This is a genomic window from Streptomyces sp. 2-1, assembly GCF_048564895.1.
GTDB classification, from domain to species: domain Bacteria; phylum Actinomycetota; class Actinomycetes; order Streptomycetales; family Streptomycetaceae; genus Streptomyces; species Streptomyces phaeochromogenes.
On the sequence record NZ_CP183383.1, the window covers coordinates 2617537 to 2636322 of the forward strand.

Sequence of the window (18786 nt, forward strand, 5' to 3'; positions counted from 1 at the left end):
GACAGCCACGACGCCGGACCCCCACCGGGCGTCCACCGTGTTCTCCCCTCGCTCCACCCTCCGCTCGCAGCCTCACCTCTGAGCGTTTCCCGCTTGAGCGCGCGCCGCCGCACGCACCTTCCCGGAAGGGCAGTCCCATGCCTCGTAGACCCCGTTCGCTCCGACTCGCCGCCGTCGCGGCCGGCACGGCGCTCCTCGCCACGGCGGCCACCGGCTGCAACGCCGCCGCGAAGAACGACGATTCCGCCGCCGCCAAGAGCGGCGGCAAGAGCTTCACCCTGGTGACGCCGGACCCGGTCGGGCAGAACGAGTTCCTCAAGCTGGCGGTCGACGGAGTGAAGGCCGCGGCCAAGGCTCACGACGGGACGCAGAAGGTCTACCAGTCCTCCGACACCGCCTCGCAGCAGCAGAACGTGCAGGCCGCGGTCGACACCTCGCCGGACGTCATCGTGCTGGTCGGCTTCGAGTTCGCCGACGTGGTCGCGCAGCAGGCCGAGGCGCACCCCGAGCAGCAGTTCCTGGTGATCGACGCGTGCACGACGAAGACGTTCAAGAACGTCAGCTGCGCCGTGTTCCGTGAGCACGAGGGCGTCTACCTGGCAGGCGCCGAGGCCGGACTGCTCAGCAAGAGCGGCAAGGTCGGCGCCGTCGACGTCCTCGACACCCCGCAGTTCCGGCGCTACAGCGACCCGTTCGCGGCCGGCGCCAAGGAGGTCGCCGCGAAGACGTCCGCGAGCACCCGCTTCGTCGGCGGCCAGTCGCCGTTCGACGACTCGGCGCGCGCCAAGGAGCAGGCCAACTCGCTGCTCGCCAAGGGCGCCGACCAGATCATGGCGGCGGCAGCGGCCGGCAACTACGGCGTCTTCGAGGCGGCCAAGGCGAAGGGCGCGTACGCGTACGGCGTGGACGTCAACCAGTGCACGGCCGCGCCCGGCACGGTCGTCGACAACGTGATCAAGAAGACGGACGTCGCCGTGCGGGAGGGCGTCGAGCAGGTCCTCGCCGGCAAGGGCGGCAAGACGGTCTCGTACGGCCTCAAGGAGGGCGGCATCAGCCTGACGGGCCTGGAGGACGGCGTGGAGTCCTCCAAGTGCGTGATCGCCGAGCACGAGGACGTACTGAAGAAGGTCGAGGCGCTGCGCGACCGGATCGTGTCCGGAGAGCTGACGGTCGATGACCCGGCGACCAAGTGACGGACCGGCCGCGGGCGTCGACACCTCCGGTGACGCGCCCGCGGCCGACTCACCCGCGGTTGACGCACTTCCAGTCGACGCGCCCGCGGTCGTCGAGCTGCGCGGTATCACCAAGCGTTTCCCCGGCACCCTCGCCAACGACTCGGTCGACCTGACCGTCCGGCGCGGTGAGATCCACGCCCTGATGGGCGAGAACGGCGCGGGCAAGTCCACGCTGATGTCCGTCCTGTACGGGATGGAGCGGCCGGACGCGGGGTCCATACGGATCGAGGGGCGCGAGGTGTCCTTCGGGAGCCCGGGCACCGCGATGGCCGCCGGACTCGGCATGGTCCACCAGAGCTTCAAGCTGTTCGACTCGCTGACGGTCGCTGAGAACGTCGTCTACCGGGCCGAGCCACGCCGCTTCGGACTGCTGGACCGGGCGGCGGCGCGGCGCCGGGTGCGTGAACTCGCCGAGGAGCACGGCCTCGCCGTCGATCCGGACGCCCGGGTCGGCGACCTGCCGGTCGGGCTGCGGCAGCGGGTGGAGATCCTGAAGCTGCTGCACCGCGGCGCCCGTACCCTCATCCTCGACGAGCCGACGGCCGTGCTCACGCCCGCCGAGGCCGACGCCCTGTTCGCGGTCCTCCGGTCGCTGACCGCGCAGGGCCGCACGGTGATCCTTGTCACGCACAAACTGCGTGAGGTGCTCGAAGGCAGCGACAACGTCACGGTCCTGCGGGACGGGCGGGTCGTCGCGCGGCTGCGCACGGCCGACACGACCGCCGCCGAGATCGCGACCGCGATGACCGGCCGCGCGGTCGACCTGGACCGGGTCCACCCGGAGGGCAGTCCCGGCGAGGTGGTTCTGGACGTCGAGGGGCTGAGCACGTCAGGTGTTCGGGAGCTCCGACTGACCGTCCGTGCCGGGGAGATCGTCGGCATCGCGGGGGTCGCGGGCAACGGACAGAGCGAACTCGTCGAGGCGCTCGCCGGACTGCGGCCGGTCACCGCCGGGCGGGTCGGGCTGCGGGGCGAGGACATCACACACGCCTCGGCGACCGAGCGGCGCGCGAAGGGCCTCGCGTACGTACCCGAGGACCGCCACGCGGTCGGCACCGCGCCCGCCGCGACCGTCGCGGACAACCTCGCGATGGGCCACCACCGCACCACGCTCTCCTCACCGCGCGGGCTGCTCCCGCCCTCGGCGGTACGCGCCCACGCGCGCGCCCTCGTCGAACGCTTCGGCATCAAGGCGTCCACGCCCGACGTACCGGCCTCCGCGCTGTCCGGCGGCAACCTCCAGAAGCTTCTGATCGGCCGCGAACTCGCCCACGGGGCACCGCTGTTGCTGGTGGAACAGCCCACCCGCGGCGTGGACATCGGCGCGATACAGGCCATCCACGACGAGCTCGTCGCCTACCGCGACGCGGGCCACGCCGTCCTCCTCGTCTCCGCCGAACTCAGCGAGATCCGCGGCCTCGCCGACCGGGTCCTGGTGATGTACGAGGGCCGGGTGACGGCGTCGTACGCCAAGTCGGACGCGGACGAGGCGACGCTCGGCCTGGCGATGGCGGGCGGCACCGCCGAGCCCGTGGCCGCGACCGCAACCGCAACCGCAACCGCAACCGCCGCAGCAACCGCCGTCGCGACACCGGCCCCGACAGCCGCCGCGCCCAACACCCCCGCGCCGGACGGAGACTGACATGGCCCGCCCATCGACGGACCGCATCACGGGGGCGCTCCGCTCCCCCGTCACCTTCTCCGTGGTCGCCGGGCTCGTCATCGGCGCGCTGTTCCTGGTGGGCACGGGAGCCGATCCGTTCGCCGCGTACGGGGCCGTCGTCACCGGCTCGCTCGGGGCCGACGGGATCGGCGCGACGCTCAGTACCGTGACCAGCGTGCTGGGGATGGCGCTCGCGCTGGCGATTCCGCTGCGCGCCGGGCTCATCAACCTCGGCGGGGACGGACAGATGGTGCTCGGCGGGATCGCCGCCGCCGTCACCGGGCTGTACTCGCCGCTGCCCGCGCCGCTCACCGTCGTGCTCGCGCTCCTCGCCGGGATCACGGCAGGCGCCGCGTACGCCGCGCTGGCCGCGCTCTGTGAGAACCGGTTCGGTGTGCCGCTGCTGGTGAGCAGCCTGCTGCTCAGCTACCCGGCGACCTCGTTCGCCTCCTATCTGGTGCGGTATCCGCTCAAGGAGCCCGGATCCAGCCTGCCCCAGACGCGGCGGCTCCCGGAGGGCGTGGCGCTGCCCACCTTCGGCACGTCGACCGTGACCTTCGGGCTGGTTCTCGTCGTGCTCGCGGCGGCCGCGTACTGGTTCGCCGACCGGCGCACGGCCATCGGGTACGAGATCCGTATGACCGGCCTCAATCCCCGCTTCGCCGCGTACGCGGGCGTGGAACGCAAGGGGCTCACGCTCCGGTTGATGGCCACTTCCGGCGCGATCGCGGGGCTGGTCGGCGCGATCGGCGTGCTGAGCTTCCCGTACCGCTTCCTCGACGGTTCGCTGACCGCGCCCGGCTACACCTGGACGGGTCTGACCGCGGCGCTGCTCGCGGCGGCGGCACCGCTGGGCACGGTGCTGGCGTCGTTCTTCTTCGCCGTGCTGCAGGTCGGCGGGCTCTCCATGGAGCGCACCACGGAGGTGCCGCGCGAGCTGACGCAGGTGTTGCAGGCCATCGTCATCGTGTTCCTGGCGGCGCGGCCGAGCTTCTCGCGCAGGCGCCGGAAGACGGTCCAAGAGCCCATCGCGCAGGGGGAGTTCGCCTGATGTTCTTCGACTCCGATCTCCTCATGTCGGCGCTGCGCGCGCTGACCCCGATCCTGCTCGCCGCGCTCGGCGGCGCCGTGTGCGAGCGTGCGGGCGTCTTCAACATCGGCCTGGAAGGCATGATGCTGATGGGCTGCTTCACGGCCGTGGCCACCAGCTGGTTCACCGGCAGCCCCTGGCTCGGCGTCCTGGCGGCGGCGCTCGCCGCCGCCGCGTACTCGTTGATCCTGGCCGTGGGCACGGTCACGCTGCGCGGCGACGCGGTGGTCCTCGGCGTCGCGATGAACCTCCTCGCGGTGGGCCTGACCAGTTTCCTGCTGCGTACGATCTTCGGTGTGCAGGGCACTTTTGACGATCCGTCACTCACCGGGCTCCCGTTGGTCGGTGGCTTCTCGCCGCTCGCCTATCTGGCGTGGGCCTCGGTCGCCGTGGCTGCCCTGATGCTGTCGCGGCATGTGTGGGGGCTGCGGCTGCGCGGGGTCGGCGAGGCACCGGAGGCCGCGGCCACGCTGGGGGTGAGCCCGGCCCGGTACAAGTACGCGGCCGTGCTCGTGTCCGGTGTGCTGTGCGGGCTCGCCGGGGCCCAACTGGCCCTGGGTAACGTCACGTTGTTCTCCGAGAACATGACGGCGGGCCGCGGCTGGATCGCCGTCGTCGCGGTCATGCTCGGGCGCGCCCTGCCCTTCGGGGTCCTGCTCGCCGCCCTGCTCTTCGGTGTCGCCGAGGCCGCGGGCTTCCGACTGCAGGGCCTCGGCCTGCCCCAGCAGGCGACCGACGCCGCGCCGTACGTGGTCACGCTCGGCGCCCTCTTCCTCAGCACGGCGCAGCGCCGCCGCCGCACCGGCCGTACGACTGGAGTCGCTTCATGACGCAGGATCTGCTGCCCATCACCCGGATACCCCGCACCGGGCTGCCACCGCACGCCGTCGTGGTCGGCGACCCGGCGCGTGCCGCGGCCGTCGCCGCGCTGCTCGACGGGGCCGAGGAGGTGTCGTACCACCGTGAATACCGGGTGTTCAGCGGGAGTTGGAAGGGGCTGCCGGTCGTCGTCGCCTCGCACGGTGTCGGCGGGCCCGGTGCGATCCTGCTCTTCCAGGAGCTGGCCGACGCCGGGGTGCGCACGATCCTGCGGTTCGGCACGGCGGGCGCGATGCGGCCCGGCATCCGTGACGGCGATCTGGTGATAGCGGAGGCGGCCGTACGCGACGACGGGGTGACCCAGCAGCTGCTGCCGCCCGAGTATCCGGCGGTGGCCGCGCCCGAGGCGGTGCTGGCGCTCCAGCGGGCGGCGCGCGAGCAGGGCGCACCGCACCACCGGGGCTTCGTATGGACGCGGGCCGCCTTCCAGCCGGGGCTGATACCCCTGCCCTCGTACGGCGGGGCGAGGCTCGCCGCCATCGAGATGGAGCTGTCGGCGCTGCTCGTCACGGCCTCGCTGCGCGGGCTGACCGCGGGCGGTGTCCTCGTGATCGACGGCGCGAACGCCGACGAACTCGTCGACGAGGGCGCGACCGGCGGCTACAACCCGCACCGCGAGGTCGTCGCCGCGGGCGTCGAGCGCGGCAGTGTGGTCTCCCTCGAAGCCCTGCGCCTGCTCGCGGAAGGGGAAGCGCTGTGAGCATTCCCGCCCAACGGACCGCCCCCGCCGACCTGTTGGTCCACGGCGGCGACATCCTCACCGTCGACGCGGCCGGCACGGTCGTACCCGACGGAGCCGTGGCGATCCGCGACGGCGAGATCCTCGCGGTCGGACCGGCCGCGGACCTGCGGGCCCGCTACACGGCCGCCGACGACCTCGACGCGACCGGCTGTCTGGTGCTCCCCGGCCTGGTCAACGCGCACACCCACCTGGCGATGACGCTGCTGCGCGGCCGGGCCGACGACGTGACGCTGCAGGGCTTCCTGGAGCGGGTGATCCGCTGGGAGAGCGAGCTGCTGTCGGCGGAGAACGTCGCGGCGGCGATCCGGGTCGCGATCGCCGAGAGCGTACGGGCCGGGGTGACCTCGGCGCTCGACATGTACTGGTTCCACGAGGCGGCCGAGCGGGTCGCGCACGAGGCGGGCTGGCGACTGCACACGGGGCCGACCTTCATGGACGTACCGACCCCGCCCGACGGCATGGCGTACGGGAACCGGCTGGAGTGGGCGCGCCGGGACCTGGCCGGCCGCGCCCGGCGCCCCGGCACGCGTCCCGTGCTCTTCGCGCACTCCGCCTACACCCTCTCCCCCGCCCAGCTCACCGAAATCGCCGCGCTGGCAAGGGAGTTCGGCGCGCTGCTGCACATCCACGCCGCGGAGAACGCCGCCGAGGTCGCGACCGTCGAGGAGCGCTACGGCAAGCGCCCGGTGGAGCTGCTCGACTCGCTCGGGCTGCTCGGCCCCGATCTGCTGCTGGCCCACGCCGTGGACCTGACCGGCCCCGAGATCGCGGCGCTCGCCCGGACCGGCACCTCGGTCGCCCACTGCCCGGTGTCCAATCTCAAGCTGGGCTGCGGCATCGCCCCGGTGCCGCAACTGCTGGACGCGGGCGTGACCGTCGGTCTCGGCACGGACGGCGCGGTCAGCTCCAACACGCTGGACGTCCTGCGGGCGCTCGGCACGGCCGCCCTGGTGCACAAGGCGGCCGGCGACCCGACCGCGGTCGGCGCCGAGCAGGCCGTACGCATGGCCACCGTCGAGGGCGCCCGCGCGCTGGGCCTCGACGCCCACCTGGGTTCGCTGGAGGCGGGCAAGCGGGCCGACCTGATCGTCCTGGACCTGGGCGGTCCGCATCTGGCTCCCCGCCACGATCCGTGGTCGACACTGGCGTACTCGGCGCGGGCCTCGGACGTACGGGACACGGTCGTCGACGGGCGGATCCTGATGCGCGGCCGTACGCTCACGACGCTCGACGAGGCCTCCGCGCTTGCGGACCTGGCGGCCCTCGTGTCAACGTCCGACCTTGTGTGATCGTGATCGTCACCGACGGGCTCTCCGGGGCGACGGAAGCCGCATAATAAGACATCGGATGTCTGAGCGACATATCTGATCGACAGGGAGGCCCGCCATGGCAGTCACCGATGAGGCGATCGAGAAGATCAAGGGCATGATCGTCTCCGGCGCACTGCGCCCCGGCGACCGGCTCCCCAAGGAGAGCGAGCTCGCCGCCGATCTCGGCCTGTCCCGGAACTCCCTGCGGGAGGCGGTGCGGGCGCTCTCCCTGATCCGCATCCTGGACGTGCGGCAGGGCGACGGCACGTACGTCACGAGCCTGGATCCGCAGCTCCTCCTCGAAGCGCTGAGCTTCGTCGTGGACTTCCACCGCGACGACACGGTCCTGGAGTTCCTCGCGGTACGCCGCATCCTGGAGCCGGCCGCGACGGCGATGGCGGCGCTGCGGATCAGCGAGCAGCAACTGGACGCGCTCGGCGCCCAGTTGAACGCGCTCGGCGCCGCGCCCTCGGTGGAGGAACTCGTCGCCTGCGACCTGGAGTTCCACCGGGGCATCGTCCAGTCCTCCGGCAACTCGGTGCTCTGCTCCCTCCTCGACGGCCTGTCCGGTCCCACGACCCGCGCCCGTATCTGGCGCGGCCTGACCCAGGAGGACGCGGTCAGCCGCACCCTCCACGAGCACCGCGCGATCCTCAGCGCGCTCCGCGACCGCGACGCGGAGGCCGCCCGCTCCTGGGCGACCGTGCACATCGCAAGCGTGGAACAGTGGCTGCGCTCGACACTGTGACCGGCCGGCCGGCGACGGCGCCCGGCTCCTCCGCTCCGGCCCGCCGGACCGGGGGACGGTTCGGACATCCGACCTCTGTCGATCGTCCGACGTAGGGCACCACCTCGAAACAACGTCCGGACCCCCGGTGGAAGTTGGCCGGGGACACCTCGGACGACTGCGGGGTGTTCAGGAGTGACGAATGGGGCAGTGATGCGGTCACTCCCCCATACAAGGGGGCTGCGGGCGCTCCCCGCACAAGCCGTAAGGTTGGGGCGTACGCGAGGGCACGTCGGAAGGAGGCGCTGGGTGATCGAGCTCGAGGGGGTTCCCGAGCTGGTCGACCCGGTCATGGTGGCCGCGTTCGAGGGCTGGAACGACGCCGGCGACGCCGCCTCCACCGCGGTCGCGCATCTGGACAGGGAGTGGAAGGGCGAGGTGTTCGCGGCGCTCGACGCCGAGGACTACTACGACTTCCAGGTGAACCGCCCGACCGTGTGGCTGGACGGCGGAGTCCGCAAGATCACCTGGCCGACGACAAGGTTGTCGGTGGTCCGGGTCGGCGGCGAGAAGCCGCGGGACCTGGTGCTGGTGAGGGGCATCGAGCCATCGATGCGCTGGCGCTCGTTCTGCAACGAGCTGCTGGGCTTCGCCCATGAGCTGGGCGTCGAGCTGGTCGTCATCCTGGGCGCCCTGCTGGGCGACACCCCGCACACCCGTCCGGTCCCGGTCAGCGGAGTCACCTCCGATCCGGATCTGGCCCGCACGATGGACCTGGAGGAGACCAAGTACGAGGGCCCCACGGGCATCGTCGGCATCCTCCAGGAGGCGTGCACGCACGCGGGCGTACCGGCGGTGTCGCTGTGGGCGGCCGTGCCGCACTACGTCTCGCAGCCGCCGAACCCGAAGGCGACGCTGGCCCTCCTCAACCGCCTTGAGGACCTCATCGACATGCGGATCCCGCTGGGCGAACTGCCCGAGGACGCGCGGGCCTGGCAGCTGGGCGTGGACCAGCTGGCCGCCGAGGACAGCGAGGTCGCGGAGTACGTACAGACGCTGGAGGAGGCCCGGGACACCGCCGAGCTGCCGGAGGCGTCGGGCGAGGCGATCGCCCGCGAGTTCGAGCGGTATCTGCGCAGACGGGACGGGGGCGGTCCGGGCTCGCCGCCCGGCGGCCACGCCACGGAGAGCGGCGATCCCGCCACGTACCTCAAGGACGGCCCGGGTGGCCGCGCCCGGCCGCCGAGGCCACTGCGGCCGGAGGCGGAGACCACGGACGGGGCGGCCGAGGACGACACGTCCGGCTCCTCGGACTCCTCGGACTCTCCTGAGAGCGATGTGTCGGGGGCGTCCGGTGCGAAGGGGACATCCGACGCAAAGGGGACGTCCGGCTCCTCGGAGGCTTCGGACGCCGGATCGTCGGGCTCCGAATCCTCCGGCTCCTCGGGTTCCGGCTCTGGCTCCGGATCTGGTTCCGGCTCCTCGGACTCCGGTTCGTCGGATTCCTCGGAGGACTGACCGAGCGAGACCTCCGGAACGAGACTGCCGGAGCAAGACTGCCGGAACGAGATTGCCGGAACGAGACCGCCCTGGCGATTTCGACCGGGCGAAGGGGCGGCGCGCGTCGGGCGCGCCGCCCCTCGCGCGTCAGACCTGACGCACCGCCACCGCGTCGTACTCCGTGTTGGGCGTCGGCTCGACGTCGAAGCGTGCGTTCGGCAGGTAGAGACGGTCGCCCCACGCCGCGGCCGTCGTCGGGATCCGGAAGCGCGGGTCGGTGATCCGGGTGATCACCGTGCCCTTGGTGCCGACGGAGTTCAGCCGGAACACGTCGATCGCGTTCTGCTGCTGCTGGACGACGTAGAGAGTCCGGCCCAGGAGCAACAGCCCGTCACCGTTGGGGATCTTGGCTCCGCCGAGGTCGACCGCGGCGGCAACTCCGGTGCGCGGGTCGACCCGCATCAGCGTGCCGCCGTCGGCGAAGGCGTTGACCACCAGGAGCGCGCTGCCGTCCGGTGTGCGCTCGATCCCGTTGGCGGTGAAGTCCGTGCCCTGCTGCCAGTCGCCGCCGAGCGGCACGGTCCTGACGGGCCCGGGCCTGCCGTGCCGGTCGAGCGCCAGCCGGTAGAGCTGGGGTGCGAAGGAGTCGGTGAACCAGGCCGCGCCCGGCGTGAGGATCACGTCGTTCACGAACGTCCCGCCGACCGCGTACGACTTCTCGATCTCTCCCGTACGGACGTCGACGGTACGCAGATCGCCGCCGGACCCGCCGCTGACGAACAGGCGGCCGTGCCGGTCGATCTTCAGTCCCACGCTGGGGTGTCCGGCGCCGGGGCCCTTGCTGATGACGGAGCCTCGCCCGGTGGCGAGGCTCGCGCGGTAGATGTCGCCGTTGGCCAGCGACCCGAAGTACGCGAACGGGGCGGAGCCGATGGCTATGCCCTCCGGCTGGAAGCCGTTGGGCAGCGGGAACCGGTCCGGCCAGTTCTTCTGCGATCCCTTCTGCGGACCTTTCTGCGGTCCCTTCTCCGGCGATTCGGCCGCGTGTGCCGTGCCGCCCAGGAGTGCCGCTCCTCCCAGGGCGGCGGCCGTGGTGAGGAGTCTTCGACGTGCGAAGGAACGGTCTGCGAGTGCCACTGTGCGTCCTTCCACGAGAGGGCCGGCGCGGGGCCGGCCCGACGGTCAACAGACGCTGTCACCCCATCACATGACAACCGTCTCCGCTGTCTTTGGCCGGATTGTGGCGTGACATCTGTTTCAGGACGGATTGCGCACGTTACCCAATTCAACTTGTTCTCAAACGCAGTTGGCGAACTCAGGGGTGGACGAGTCGGTCCGGGAGGAGCAAGGTGTGCCCCGGAGGACACGCCCCGAGGAAACGAGCAGAGGTCACAACCCTCGACGACTCCAGCACCTGTACCTGCACACCTGCACGGACCGAAGGGAGCGGCACGCGATGACCGACCAGGCACAGCCCGCGCAGGGCCCGGGAGCGTCCGGGCCAGGGCCGGACGGAGCGGGATTCACCTACCGAGGAGCCGAGCAGGAACTGATCGTCGTCGCACGGCCCGAGGCCCGGCTGCGCGCCGAGGCCGAAGGGGTCCGTTCGGCGGCCGGCGCCGACGTGTCGGCGCTGAACATGTTCCTCAGCGACGAACAGCTCGCCCTGCAACCGCTGTTCGGCAGCGAGGAGCGGCTGCAGTCGGCGGCCCAGCCCTCGGCCCCGGGCGCCGAGACAGTGCCCGACCTCGGACTCTTCTACCGGGTGCGGGGCGTCGAGAGCCGCGCCCAGGAGCTGCGTTCGCGGATCGCGGCACTGCCCGAGATCGCCACGGCGTACGTGAAACCGGGTGCCGTACCGGCCTCGGTGGGGTCCGCGGGGTCCATGGGATCCGTGGGAAACAGCACCGACGAGAGCCGGCGGCGCAAGGAAGGCGCCCCCGTCACACCGGACTTCACCAGCCGGCAGGGCTATCTGCGCCCCGCGCCCGAGGGCGTGGACGCGCACTGGGCCTGGCAGCGGCCCGGCGGTTCCGGCCAGGGCGTCACCGTGATCGACGTGGAAGGCGCTTGGCAGCTCGGCCACGAGGACCTGGCCGCCAAGCTCGCGGGTGTCGTGGTCGGCACCCCGATCCAGGACCTGGCCTGGCGCAACCACGGCACCGCCGTCATCGGTGTGATCGGCGGCGACCGCAACGAGTACGGGATCACCGGCATCGTGCCGGACACGGTGACCGCCGCCGCGTCGTTCCACGGCATCGGCTCGGCAGCCGCGATCCACGCGGCGGCCGACCGGCTGAACTCCGGGGACATCATCCTGGTCGAGCTGCACAGCCCCGGACCGCGGTTCGACTTCGCGGTGCGCGACGACCAGCGCGGCTACATCCCGCTGGAATGGTGGCCGGACGACTTCGCGGCCATCCGGTACGCGACCGCCAAGGGTGTCCTGGTGGTGGAGGCCGCGGGCAACGGCGGGGAGTCCCTGGACGACGCGGTGTACGAGCGCCGGCCCGACGAGTTCCCGGAGTGGTGGCGCAACCCGTTCAACCCGTCCAACCAGTCCTCCGGCGCGATCGTGGTCGGCGCGGGCGCTCCGCCGCCCGGCACCCACGGCCGCGACCACGGCCCGGACCGCTCGCGTCTGGCGTTCTCCAACTACGGGGCACGGGTGGACGCACAGGGCTGGGGCCGTGAGGTCACCACGACCGGCGGCTTCTGGGACAAGCCCGGTGATCTGCAGGGCGGCGCCGAGGAGATCGCCTGGTTCACCGACTCGTTCTCCGGGACCTCCTCCGCCTCCCCGTTGGTGGTGGGCGCCCTGGCCGCGCTGCAGGGCATGCTCAGGGCGGTCGGCCAGGAACCGATGGACCCGGAGCGGGCGCGCAGGCTGCTGCGGGCCACGGGATCCCCGCAGCAGGACGCTCCGGGCCGGCCCGCGTCACAGCGGATCGGCAACCGGCCCGACATCAAGGCGGCGGTCGCCCATCTGCTGCCGGAGGCGGTCGGCTCGGGCCAGGCCGAGCGGTACTGGGACGAGTTGCTGCCGTATCCCCGTGAACTCCCGCCCAGGCTCCGGCTGTTCGTTGCCGGTGACTGGCGGAGCCTGAACAACCCGTCCGCCGAGATCCGCCAGGCGGTGCACTCCGCCTTCGCGGGCGGACGGCCCGACGTACGCGTCTGGTTCTCGGACGACGAGATCGTCGGCCTGGTCGTCACGGGCTGACACGACCGGGCCGTTCCACACAGGACCGACCATCGCTCAACGACCAACCATCGCTCGACAATTGAGGGAAGGTGGCACCCGCATGAGCACCACCCCGCAGATGAGCCAACAGGGCCAGCAGCAGGGCCAGAACCAGGGCCAGCAAGGTCAGCAGCAGGGCCCGAGCACGGCGCCCCCGCAGCAGGGGCAGGGCCAACAGCAGGGCTACGGCCAGCAGATGCCGTTCGGGCAGCAGCAACAGCAGCCCTTCGGACAGCAGATGCAGCAGCCGTTCGGCCCGCAGGGCATGGGTCAGCAGCAGATCCCCCAGCACCCTCAGCACCAGCTTCCGCAGCACCTGCAGCAGCAGCTCCAGCAGCTCGGCCAGCAGCAGCCGTTCCAGCAGCTGCTTCACCAGCTCGGCGGGCAGCAGCAACAGCAGGGGCAGGAGCAAGGCCAGGGGCAGGGCCAGCCGTTGATCGTGCGCAGCGCGGTCGAGGCCGCGGCGCTGACGAGCGGTGTGGCCGAGCACTTCTGGGACGTCGTCACGCCGCTGCCGGGCCAGCCGTCGATCCTCTACCTGTACATCAACCAGGGCTGGCGTCCGCTGGTCAACCCGAACCAGGTGACGCACGACGAGGTCCAGGATGCCTTCGCCTTCGGCCAGCAGGTCATCGGGATCTACGACTCCACGAGCAACACGATCCAGGCCGTCATCGTGAACAAGTAGGCCGCTGTCGTGGGCAAGTAGCACCGAGCAGCACGACGAACGATCCACCGCACAGAGGGCGCCGGACGGGCAACAACCCGTCCGGCGCCCGGCGTTGCTGGGCCCGGTGTTGCTAGAGGGCCACGCCCAACAGGGCGTCCACGGCGCGGGACACGACGCCGGGGGCGCCCTCGTCCGTGCCGCCGCTCTCGGCCTGGAGCACGGCCCAGCGGTCGACGGCCGCGAGCGCGGCGGGCGCGTCCAGGTCGTTCGCGAGGGCCTCGCGGATCTCCTCGACGAGTGCCTCGGCGGACGGGCCGTCGGGCCGAGACACGGCGGCCCGCCAGCGGTCGAGGCGCGCGAGGGCGTCCTGGAGCACCTGGTCGGTCCACTCCCAGTCGGCCCGGTAGTGGTGCGAGAGCAGGGCGAGCCGGATGGCCGCCGGGTCGACGCCGTCACGCCGGAGCGTGGACACGAAGACGAGATTGCCCTTGGACTTGGACATCTTCTCGCCGTCGAGCGCGACCATGCCGGCGTGCACGTACGCCTTGGCCATCGGGAACTCGCCGGTGAGCGCCTGCGCGTGGGAGGCGCCCATCTCGTGGTGCGGGAAGGCGAGGTCGGAGCCGCCGCCCTGCACGTCGAAGCCCATGCCCAGGTGGTCGAGGGCGATCGCGACGCACTCGATGTGCCAGCCGGGCCTGCCCTGCCCGAGCGAGGCGCCGTCCCAGCTCGGCTCGCCCTCGCGGGCGGCCATCCACAGCATCGGGTCGAGGGGGTTCTTCTTGCCCGGACGGTCCGGGTCGCCGCCGCGCTCGGCGGACAGCAGCCGCATCGCCGCCGCGTCCAGGTTGGACACCTGGCCGAAGTGCGGGTCGGACTCGACGGAGAAGTAGACGTCCCCTTCGAGTTCGTACGCCGCACCCGCGTCCCGCAGTCGCTCGACCAGCGGGACGATCCCGGGTATGGCCTCGACGGCGCCGATGTAGTGCTTCGGGGGCAGCATCCGCAGGGCGGTCATGTCCTCGCGGAAGAGGGTCGTCTCCTTCTCGGCGAGGGAGACCCAGTCGACGTTGTCCCGCGCGGCGCGCTCCAGCAGCGGATCGTCGACGTCCGTCACGTTCTGGACGTAGTGAACCTGCCGCTTGGTGTCGAGCCACACGCGCTGTACGAGGTCGAACGCGTTGTAGGTCGCCGCGTGACCCAGATGGGTCGCGTCGTACGGGGTGATGCCGCAGACGTAGATACGGGCGACGGGACCGGGGTCGAGGGTCACGGGACCACCGGTCGCGGTGTCGTGGATCCGGAGGTCGCGGCCCTTGCCGGGCAGGGCAGGGACGTCGGAAGCGGGCCAGGCATGCATGTCATGAGCCTAACCGGACGGATGTTCCGTATACGAACCGGACCAGGCCATATGGCCGGGAAGGCCTTCTTGCGTGCGGTTCCTGGATGTGCAGCCCCGACTAGACGGGCGGCCACGGGATCGCGGGCCAGTCCCCCGAGGGCTCCGGATGCCGCCCGGAGGCGAGCAGAGAGGCCACACGCGCGCGCGTGGCGTCCAGTTCGGCCGCGGTGATCAGCTCGCCCAGGCGCACGCCCAGCGTCCCGTCCAGGGCACCCCTGAGCCGCTCCAGGACCTCCACGGCCTCGGCGGTGAGCTTCTCCCCCGCCCAGCCCCACAGGAGCGTCCGCAGCTTGTTCTCGGCGTTGAAGGTGACCCCGTGGTCGATCCCGAACAGCCGGCCCTCGGGCGCGGGCAGCAGATGCCCGCCCTTGCGGTCGCCGTTGTTGATCACCACGTCGAGGACGGCCAGCCTGCGCAGCCGCTCGTCGTCGGCGTGCACGAGCAGCGCGGTGCGCCCCTCGCCGACCTCGGCGAATCCGACCGCCTTCCAGCCCTCGCCGGGCTCCTCGCCGTCGACCAGCGCGAGCAGCTCCGAGCCCTCGGACACCGCGTCGATCCACAGCTGGCACATGCCCTCGCCGTACGGGCCGTCGCGCAGGACCGTGGTCGGGACGAGCCCCCAGCCGGTCGCCTCGGACACCTCGTGGGCGGCGACCTCGCGCCGCGCGAGGTTGCCGTCGGGGAAGTCCCACAGCGGGCGCTCGCCGGCGACCGGCTTGTAGACGCAGGAAGCCGTCTGTCCCTCGTACGTCACATCGCACAGCAGCACCGCGTTGGAGGCCTCACGGATGCGTCCGCGCACGGTCAGCTCGCCCTCGGCGAGCAGCTCGGCCGTGGTCACGCTTCGCGGCGGTATCCGTTCTGGCGCGGACATACGTGTCCTTCCGGGTCTAGCGGGAGACTGCACAGCGGGCAGGGCGGCCGACCGGCGTTGACGACGTCGAGGGCGCGCTTGGCGAAGGCACGGGCCTGGGCGCCGGTGAGGCGGACCCGCAGCATCGGCGGACCGTTCTCCTCGTCCTGCAGGAGCCTTTCCTCGGCCTCGGCGAGGTCCTCCTCGGAATCGGCGTCCAGCTCCACGAGCGCCTGGGCCTCGACGATCATGCGCTGCTCGTCACCGTCCCAGGCCAGCGCCATGGTGCCGACCCGGAACTCCTCCTCGACGGGAGCTTCGAGCGGGGCGGTGTCGGAGACCTCCGTCGGGGCCATCGCCGGGACGGGAGCGCTGCCCCCGGTACGGCGTACGACCTCGTCGAGGAGCTCGTCCATCCGTTCGGCGAGCGCCGCGACCTGCGTCTTCTCCAGGGCCACGCTGGTCACCCGGGGTCCTGAGGAGGCCTGCAGGAAGAAGGTACGGCGCCCTGGCAGCCCGACCGTGCCGGCTACGAAACGGTCCGGCGGGTCGTAGAGGAACACCTGACGGGACACGTCCTGTCTCCATTGGATCGATCGACTGCTTCTGCCGTCGACTGCGTCTGCTGCTGACAACTGCTGCGCTTCTTCGACCGCTTCACCCTACTGCGGCCGACGATCACGGTGCGCCCGCACCGCCCCCGACCGTGGCGTCCCCGGCCGGGGGTTCCTCGCGCGGCGCGAGCGACGTGAAATCGCCGGTGTCGCCGAGACGAACGAGAAACGGCCGCAGTCGTGTGTAACGGATCGCGGTGATGGAACACGGTTCTACGGAGATCCGTTGGAAGAGGTCGAGATGAAGACCGAGGGCGTCCGCCACAAGAGACTTGATGATGTCGCCGTGCGAGCACATGAGATATACCGCGTCACCGCCGTGATCGCGCTCGACGCGCGCGTTCCATTCCCGTACCGCCTCGGCGGCCCGGGTCTGCATCGCGCGCATCGACTCGCCGCCCGGGAACGCGGCGGCGGAGGGGTGCGCCTGCACGACCTCCATCAGCGGCTCGCCCGACAGCTCGGCGAGCTTGCGCCCGGACCAGTCGCCGTAGTGGGCCTCCCCGATCCGGTCGTCGGAGTGGGCCCGCAGTTCGGGGCGCGCGTCCAGGAGCGGCCGAATCGTTTCCTGGCAGCGTTGCAGGGGGCTGCTGACGACCTCGGCGATCGGCAGTTCCGCGAGGCGCCCGGGCAGCGCGGCGGCCTGCGCGGCCCCTCGCTCGTCGAGAGCCACGCCGGGCGTCCACCCGGCGAGCAGTCCCGCGGTGTTGGCGGTGGAACGTCCGTGCCGGACGAGGATCAAGGTGGGCATGCGGCCCAGCCTAGGCTGCGGCCCGAGTGCGCCGGGTCGCTGGCGGCGGGAGAATACGCTCCGTGATCGTCGACTCTGCCATCTATCGCGACGGGCACCGTACGGAGGGCCCGGAGGATCTCTCGGACGCCCTGGACGCCGCGCGTGCCTCGGGGAACGCGTTCGTGTGGATCGGGCTGTACGAGCCGACCGAGCGGGAGTTCGAACTCGTCACCGAGGAGTTCGGGCTGCATCCGCTGGCGGTCGAGGACGCCCTGAAGGCGCACCAGCGGCCCAAGCTGGAGGTGTACGACGACTCCCTGTTCGTGGTGCTCAAGCCGGTGACGTACGAGCCGGACAGCGACGCCGTCTCCTCCGGGGAGCTCATGATCTTCCTGGGCGACTCCTTCGTGGTGACCGTGCGGCACGGTGAGGGCTCGCCGCTCAAGGCCGTACGACACCGTCTGGAGCAGAACCCGGACATGATGCGCCTCGGCCCGACGGCGGTGCTCTACTCGATCGCCGACGACACCGTAGACCACTATCTGGAGGTGGCGACCGAGCTGCAGACCGACCTGGAGGAGGTCGAGGCGGAGGTGTTCTCGCCGAACGACGGCGGCTCCCGGCACACCGCGTCCCGGATCTACACCTTCAAGCGGCAGGTCCTGGAGTTCCGCAGGGCCACCGGACCGCTGTCCGTGCCGCTGTCCCGCCTCGCGGGCTCGGGCGTCTCCGGCCCGGGTGTGCCGTTCGTCCACGACAAGGCGCAGCCCTTCTTCCGTGACGTCAGCGACCACCTGGCCCGGGTGAACGACTCCGTGGAGGGCCTGGACCGGCTGGTCTCGGACGTCCTGTCGGCACATCTCGCGCAGATGAGCGTCCGGCAGAACGACGACATGCGGAAGATCTCCGCGTGGGCGGCCATGGCCGCGGTCCCCACGATGATCGCGGGGATCTACGGCATGAACTTCGACCACATGCCGGAGCTGCACTGGGTGTGGGCCTATCCGGCGGTGATCCTGCTGATGGCGGTGCTGGAGGTGCTGCTGTTCCGGCTGTTCAAGCGGCGCGGCTGGCTGTAGCCGCGCTCGTCGGGCTCCACGCGCGCGTGCCGCGTACGAGGCAGCACGCGCGCGTGGAGCACGCTCACGCGAACTCGGGTGCCGCCGAGGCCGGGCCGCCCAGGGCGTCGCGCCGCTCCGGCACGGCGAGCGAGACCATGCGCCGCCAGCCGAGGACCCGCTCGTACAGGTACATGGCGTGGATGCCCGCAGCGAGCGCCGACGCCTTGGGCTTCGGCCAGCCGAGGATGCGCCCCATGTGGCCCATCACGGCGAGGCTGACGTCCCGGTAGATGCGGATCTCGGCGAGCGCGCACTCGCGCAGGGTCCGCTGGATGGTCCGGCCGTGGCCCGCGGCGGCGTAGCGGAGCAGTTCCTCGTGGCAGTACGCAAGGTGGTTGTCCTCGTCGTTGGAGATCATCCGCACGGCCTTGCCGATCTCCGGGTGGTCACCGAAGTCCTTGCGCAGCATCACCATCTGGTCGGCCGCACGCTGCTCGGTGACCCTGCTGTGGGAGAGGTAGGTGACGATGTCCTGCACGGTGAGCGGCTCGTCGCGCTTGAGCTTGTCGTGCGCGAGGCCGATGCCGTTCTTCTCCAGGAGCATCGTGTAGTCGGTCTCGGGCGGGATCTCGACGGGTGTGACGCCCCGCTTCTTCATCAGCGCGTTGAAGATCCGCCCGTGCTTGTCCTCGTCGGCGCCGTGCCGGGTGATCTTGGGTGCGAGGGCGCGCTCGCTCTCCGGGACGAGGGCCGCGATCCGCGCGTTCTCCCAGCCTCCCTGGGTCTCCCCGCTGGCGGCGATGGAACAGAACAGCCGGAACGACTCGTCGTTGTCGACGATCTCCTGGAAAAGACTCTTGGCCGAAAGCATGTGTGCCACCTCCATGCGGGCTCCCACCTCCGTGCGGGACTCCGCAAAGAACGAGTCAAATGGGCAGCCAGGGGCGCGGCAACACCTGTGTCGGACAATTCCGCCGAACGGTGGACGCGGGGGGTATGAGAGGCGCGTAACCGAGCGGGCCGTGGCGCGTTGTTCTCCGTGACGGCCGTGGCGGGGAAGACC

At 71.4% G+C, this 18786-nt stretch carries 18 protein-coding genes; 11 read left to right on the forward strand and 7 right to left on the reverse strand.

Annotation, left to right across the window (positions count from 1 at the left end):
- Nucleotides 1–137: 137 nt before the first annotated feature.
- From ACN20J_RS11510 to ACN20J_RS11545, 8 genes are all read left to right on the forward strand, one after another.
- Nucleotides 138–1193 carry a BMP family ABC transporter substrate-binding protein gene (locus ACN20J_RS11510; protein ID WP_190229375.1) on the forward strand — a complete coding sequence of 352 codons (1056 nt, stop codon included), beginning with the start codon at nt 138–140 and terminating at the stop codon, nt 1191–1193.
- A complete protein-coding gene (locus ACN20J_RS11515) occupies nt 1174–2877 on the forward strand; it encodes an ABC transporter ATP-binding protein (protein WP_419665834.1) in 1704 nt (567 codons plus the stop codon). Before ACN20J_RS11510 ends, ACN20J_RS11515 begins: the two co-directional genes overlap by 20 nt.
- A 1-nt stretch (nt 2878) precedes the next feature.
- On the forward strand, nt 2879–3949 hold the full coding sequence (locus ACN20J_RS11520; RefSeq protein WP_419665835.1) for an ABC transporter permease: 1071 nt from the start codon (nt 2879–2881) through the stop codon (nt 3947–3949).
- A complete protein-coding gene (locus ACN20J_RS11525; RefSeq protein ID WP_189840040.1) occupies nt 3949–4818 on the forward strand; it encodes an ABC transporter permease in 870 nt (289 codons plus the stop codon). The genes ACN20J_RS11520 and ACN20J_RS11525 overlap by 1 nt, the downstream gene beginning before the upstream one ends.
- A complete protein-coding gene (locus tag ACN20J_RS11530) occupies nt 4815–5567 on the forward strand; it encodes a nucleoside phosphorylase (RefSeq protein WP_190229378.1) in 753 nt (250 codons plus the stop codon). Before ACN20J_RS11525 ends, ACN20J_RS11530 begins: the two co-directional genes overlap by 4 nt.
- Complete coding sequence (locus ACN20J_RS11535) at nt 5564–6898, forward strand: amidohydrolase (RefSeq protein ID WP_419665836.1); 1335 nt, start codon at nt 5564–5566, stop codon at nt 6896–6898. Before ACN20J_RS11530 ends, ACN20J_RS11535 begins: the two co-directional genes overlap by 4 nt.
- Nucleotides 6899–6995: 97 nt before the next feature.
- On the forward strand, nt 6996–7667 hold the full coding sequence (locus ACN20J_RS11540; protein ID WP_055613331.1) for a FadR/GntR family transcriptional regulator: 672 nt from the start codon (nt 6996–6998) through the stop codon (nt 7665–7667).
- 288 nt (nt 7668–7955) lie between these two features.
- Nucleotides 7956–9164 (forward strand): PAC2 family protein, encoded by a 1209-nt coding sequence (locus ACN20J_RS11545; RefSeq protein ID WP_419665837.1) that lies wholly within the window; start codon nt 7956–7958, stop codon nt 9162–9164.
- A gap of 129 nt (nt 9165–9293) precedes the next feature.
- On the opposite strand, the gene ACN20J_RS11550 is transcribed toward ACN20J_RS11545, so the two are convergent.
- A complete protein-coding gene (locus tag ACN20J_RS11550) occupies nt 9294–10283 on the reverse strand; it encodes an SMP-30/gluconolactonase/LRE family protein (RefSeq protein WP_419665838.1) in 990 nt (329 codons plus the stop codon).
- 319 nt (nt 10284–10602) lie between these two features.
- Between ACN20J_RS11550 and ACN20J_RS11555 the strand changes: the two genes are divergently transcribed.
- A complete protein-coding gene (locus ACN20J_RS11555) occupies nt 10603–12369 on the forward strand; it encodes a S8 family peptidase (protein WP_361989709.1) in 1767 nt (588 codons plus the stop codon).
- Here the strand turns inward: ACN20J_RS11555 and ACN20J_RS11560 are convergent.
- Entirely contained in the window at nt 12359–12802 is a 444-nt protein-coding gene (locus ACN20J_RS11560) for a hypothetical protein (protein ID WP_362298936.1), read from the reverse strand. The two genes, ACN20J_RS11555 and ACN20J_RS11560, sit on opposite strands and share 11 nt — an antisense overlap.
- A 21-nt stretch (nt 12803–12823) precedes the next feature.
- Here ACN20J_RS11560 and ACN20J_RS11565 point away from each other — a divergent pair, with 21 nt between their 5' ends.
- Complete coding sequence (locus ACN20J_RS11565) at nt 12824–13078, forward strand: hypothetical protein (RefSeq protein ID WP_419665839.1); 255 nt, start codon at nt 12824–12826, stop codon at nt 13076–13078.
- A 112-nt stretch (nt 13079–13190) separates the two neighbouring features.
- Here the strand turns inward: ACN20J_RS11565 and mshC are convergent, their stop codons facing one another.
- From mshC to ACN20J_RS11585, 4 genes are all read right to left on the reverse strand, one after another.
- Nucleotides 13191–14420, reverse strand: coding sequence for a cysteine--1-D-myo-inosityl 2-amino-2-deoxy-alpha-D-glucopyranoside ligase (gene mshC, locus ACN20J_RS11570; RefSeq protein ID WP_361892046.1), 1230 nt, complete (start codon nt 14418–14420; stop codon nt 13191–13193).
- A gap of 100 nt (nt 14421–14520) precedes the next feature.
- Nucleotides 14521–15336 (reverse strand): SCO1664 family protein, encoded by an 816-nt coding sequence (locus tag ACN20J_RS11575; protein ID WP_190229384.1) that lies wholly within the window; start codon nt 15334–15336, stop codon nt 14521–14523.
- Nucleotides 15300–15890 (reverse strand): DUF3090 domain-containing protein, encoded by a 591-nt coding sequence (locus tag ACN20J_RS11580; RefSeq protein WP_055613325.1) that lies wholly within the window; start codon nt 15888–15890, stop codon nt 15300–15302. Before ACN20J_RS11580 ends, ACN20J_RS11575 begins: the two co-directional genes overlap by 37 nt.
- A 103-nt stretch (nt 15891–15993) precedes the next feature.
- Nucleotides 15994–16680, reverse strand: a complete 687-nt coding sequence (locus ACN20J_RS11585; protein WP_189840048.1) for a histidine phosphatase family protein — start codon at nt 16678–16680, stop codon at nt 15994–15996.
- A 62-nt stretch (nt 16681–16742) separates the two neighbouring features.
- Here ACN20J_RS11585 and corA point away from each other — a divergent pair, with 62 nt between their 5' ends.
- Nucleotides 16743–17741, forward strand: coding sequence for a magnesium/cobalt transporter CorA (gene corA, locus ACN20J_RS11590; protein WP_189840049.1), 999 nt, complete (start codon nt 16743–16745; stop codon nt 17739–17741).
- A gap of 64 nt (nt 17742–17805) precedes the next feature.
- Here the strand turns inward: corA and ACN20J_RS11595 are convergent, their stop codons facing one another.
- Nucleotides 17806–18594, reverse strand: coding sequence for a ferritin-like domain-containing protein (locus ACN20J_RS11595; RefSeq protein WP_189840050.1), 789 nt, complete (start codon nt 18592–18594; stop codon nt 17806–17808).
- Nucleotides 18595–18786: the final 192 nt, after the last annotated feature.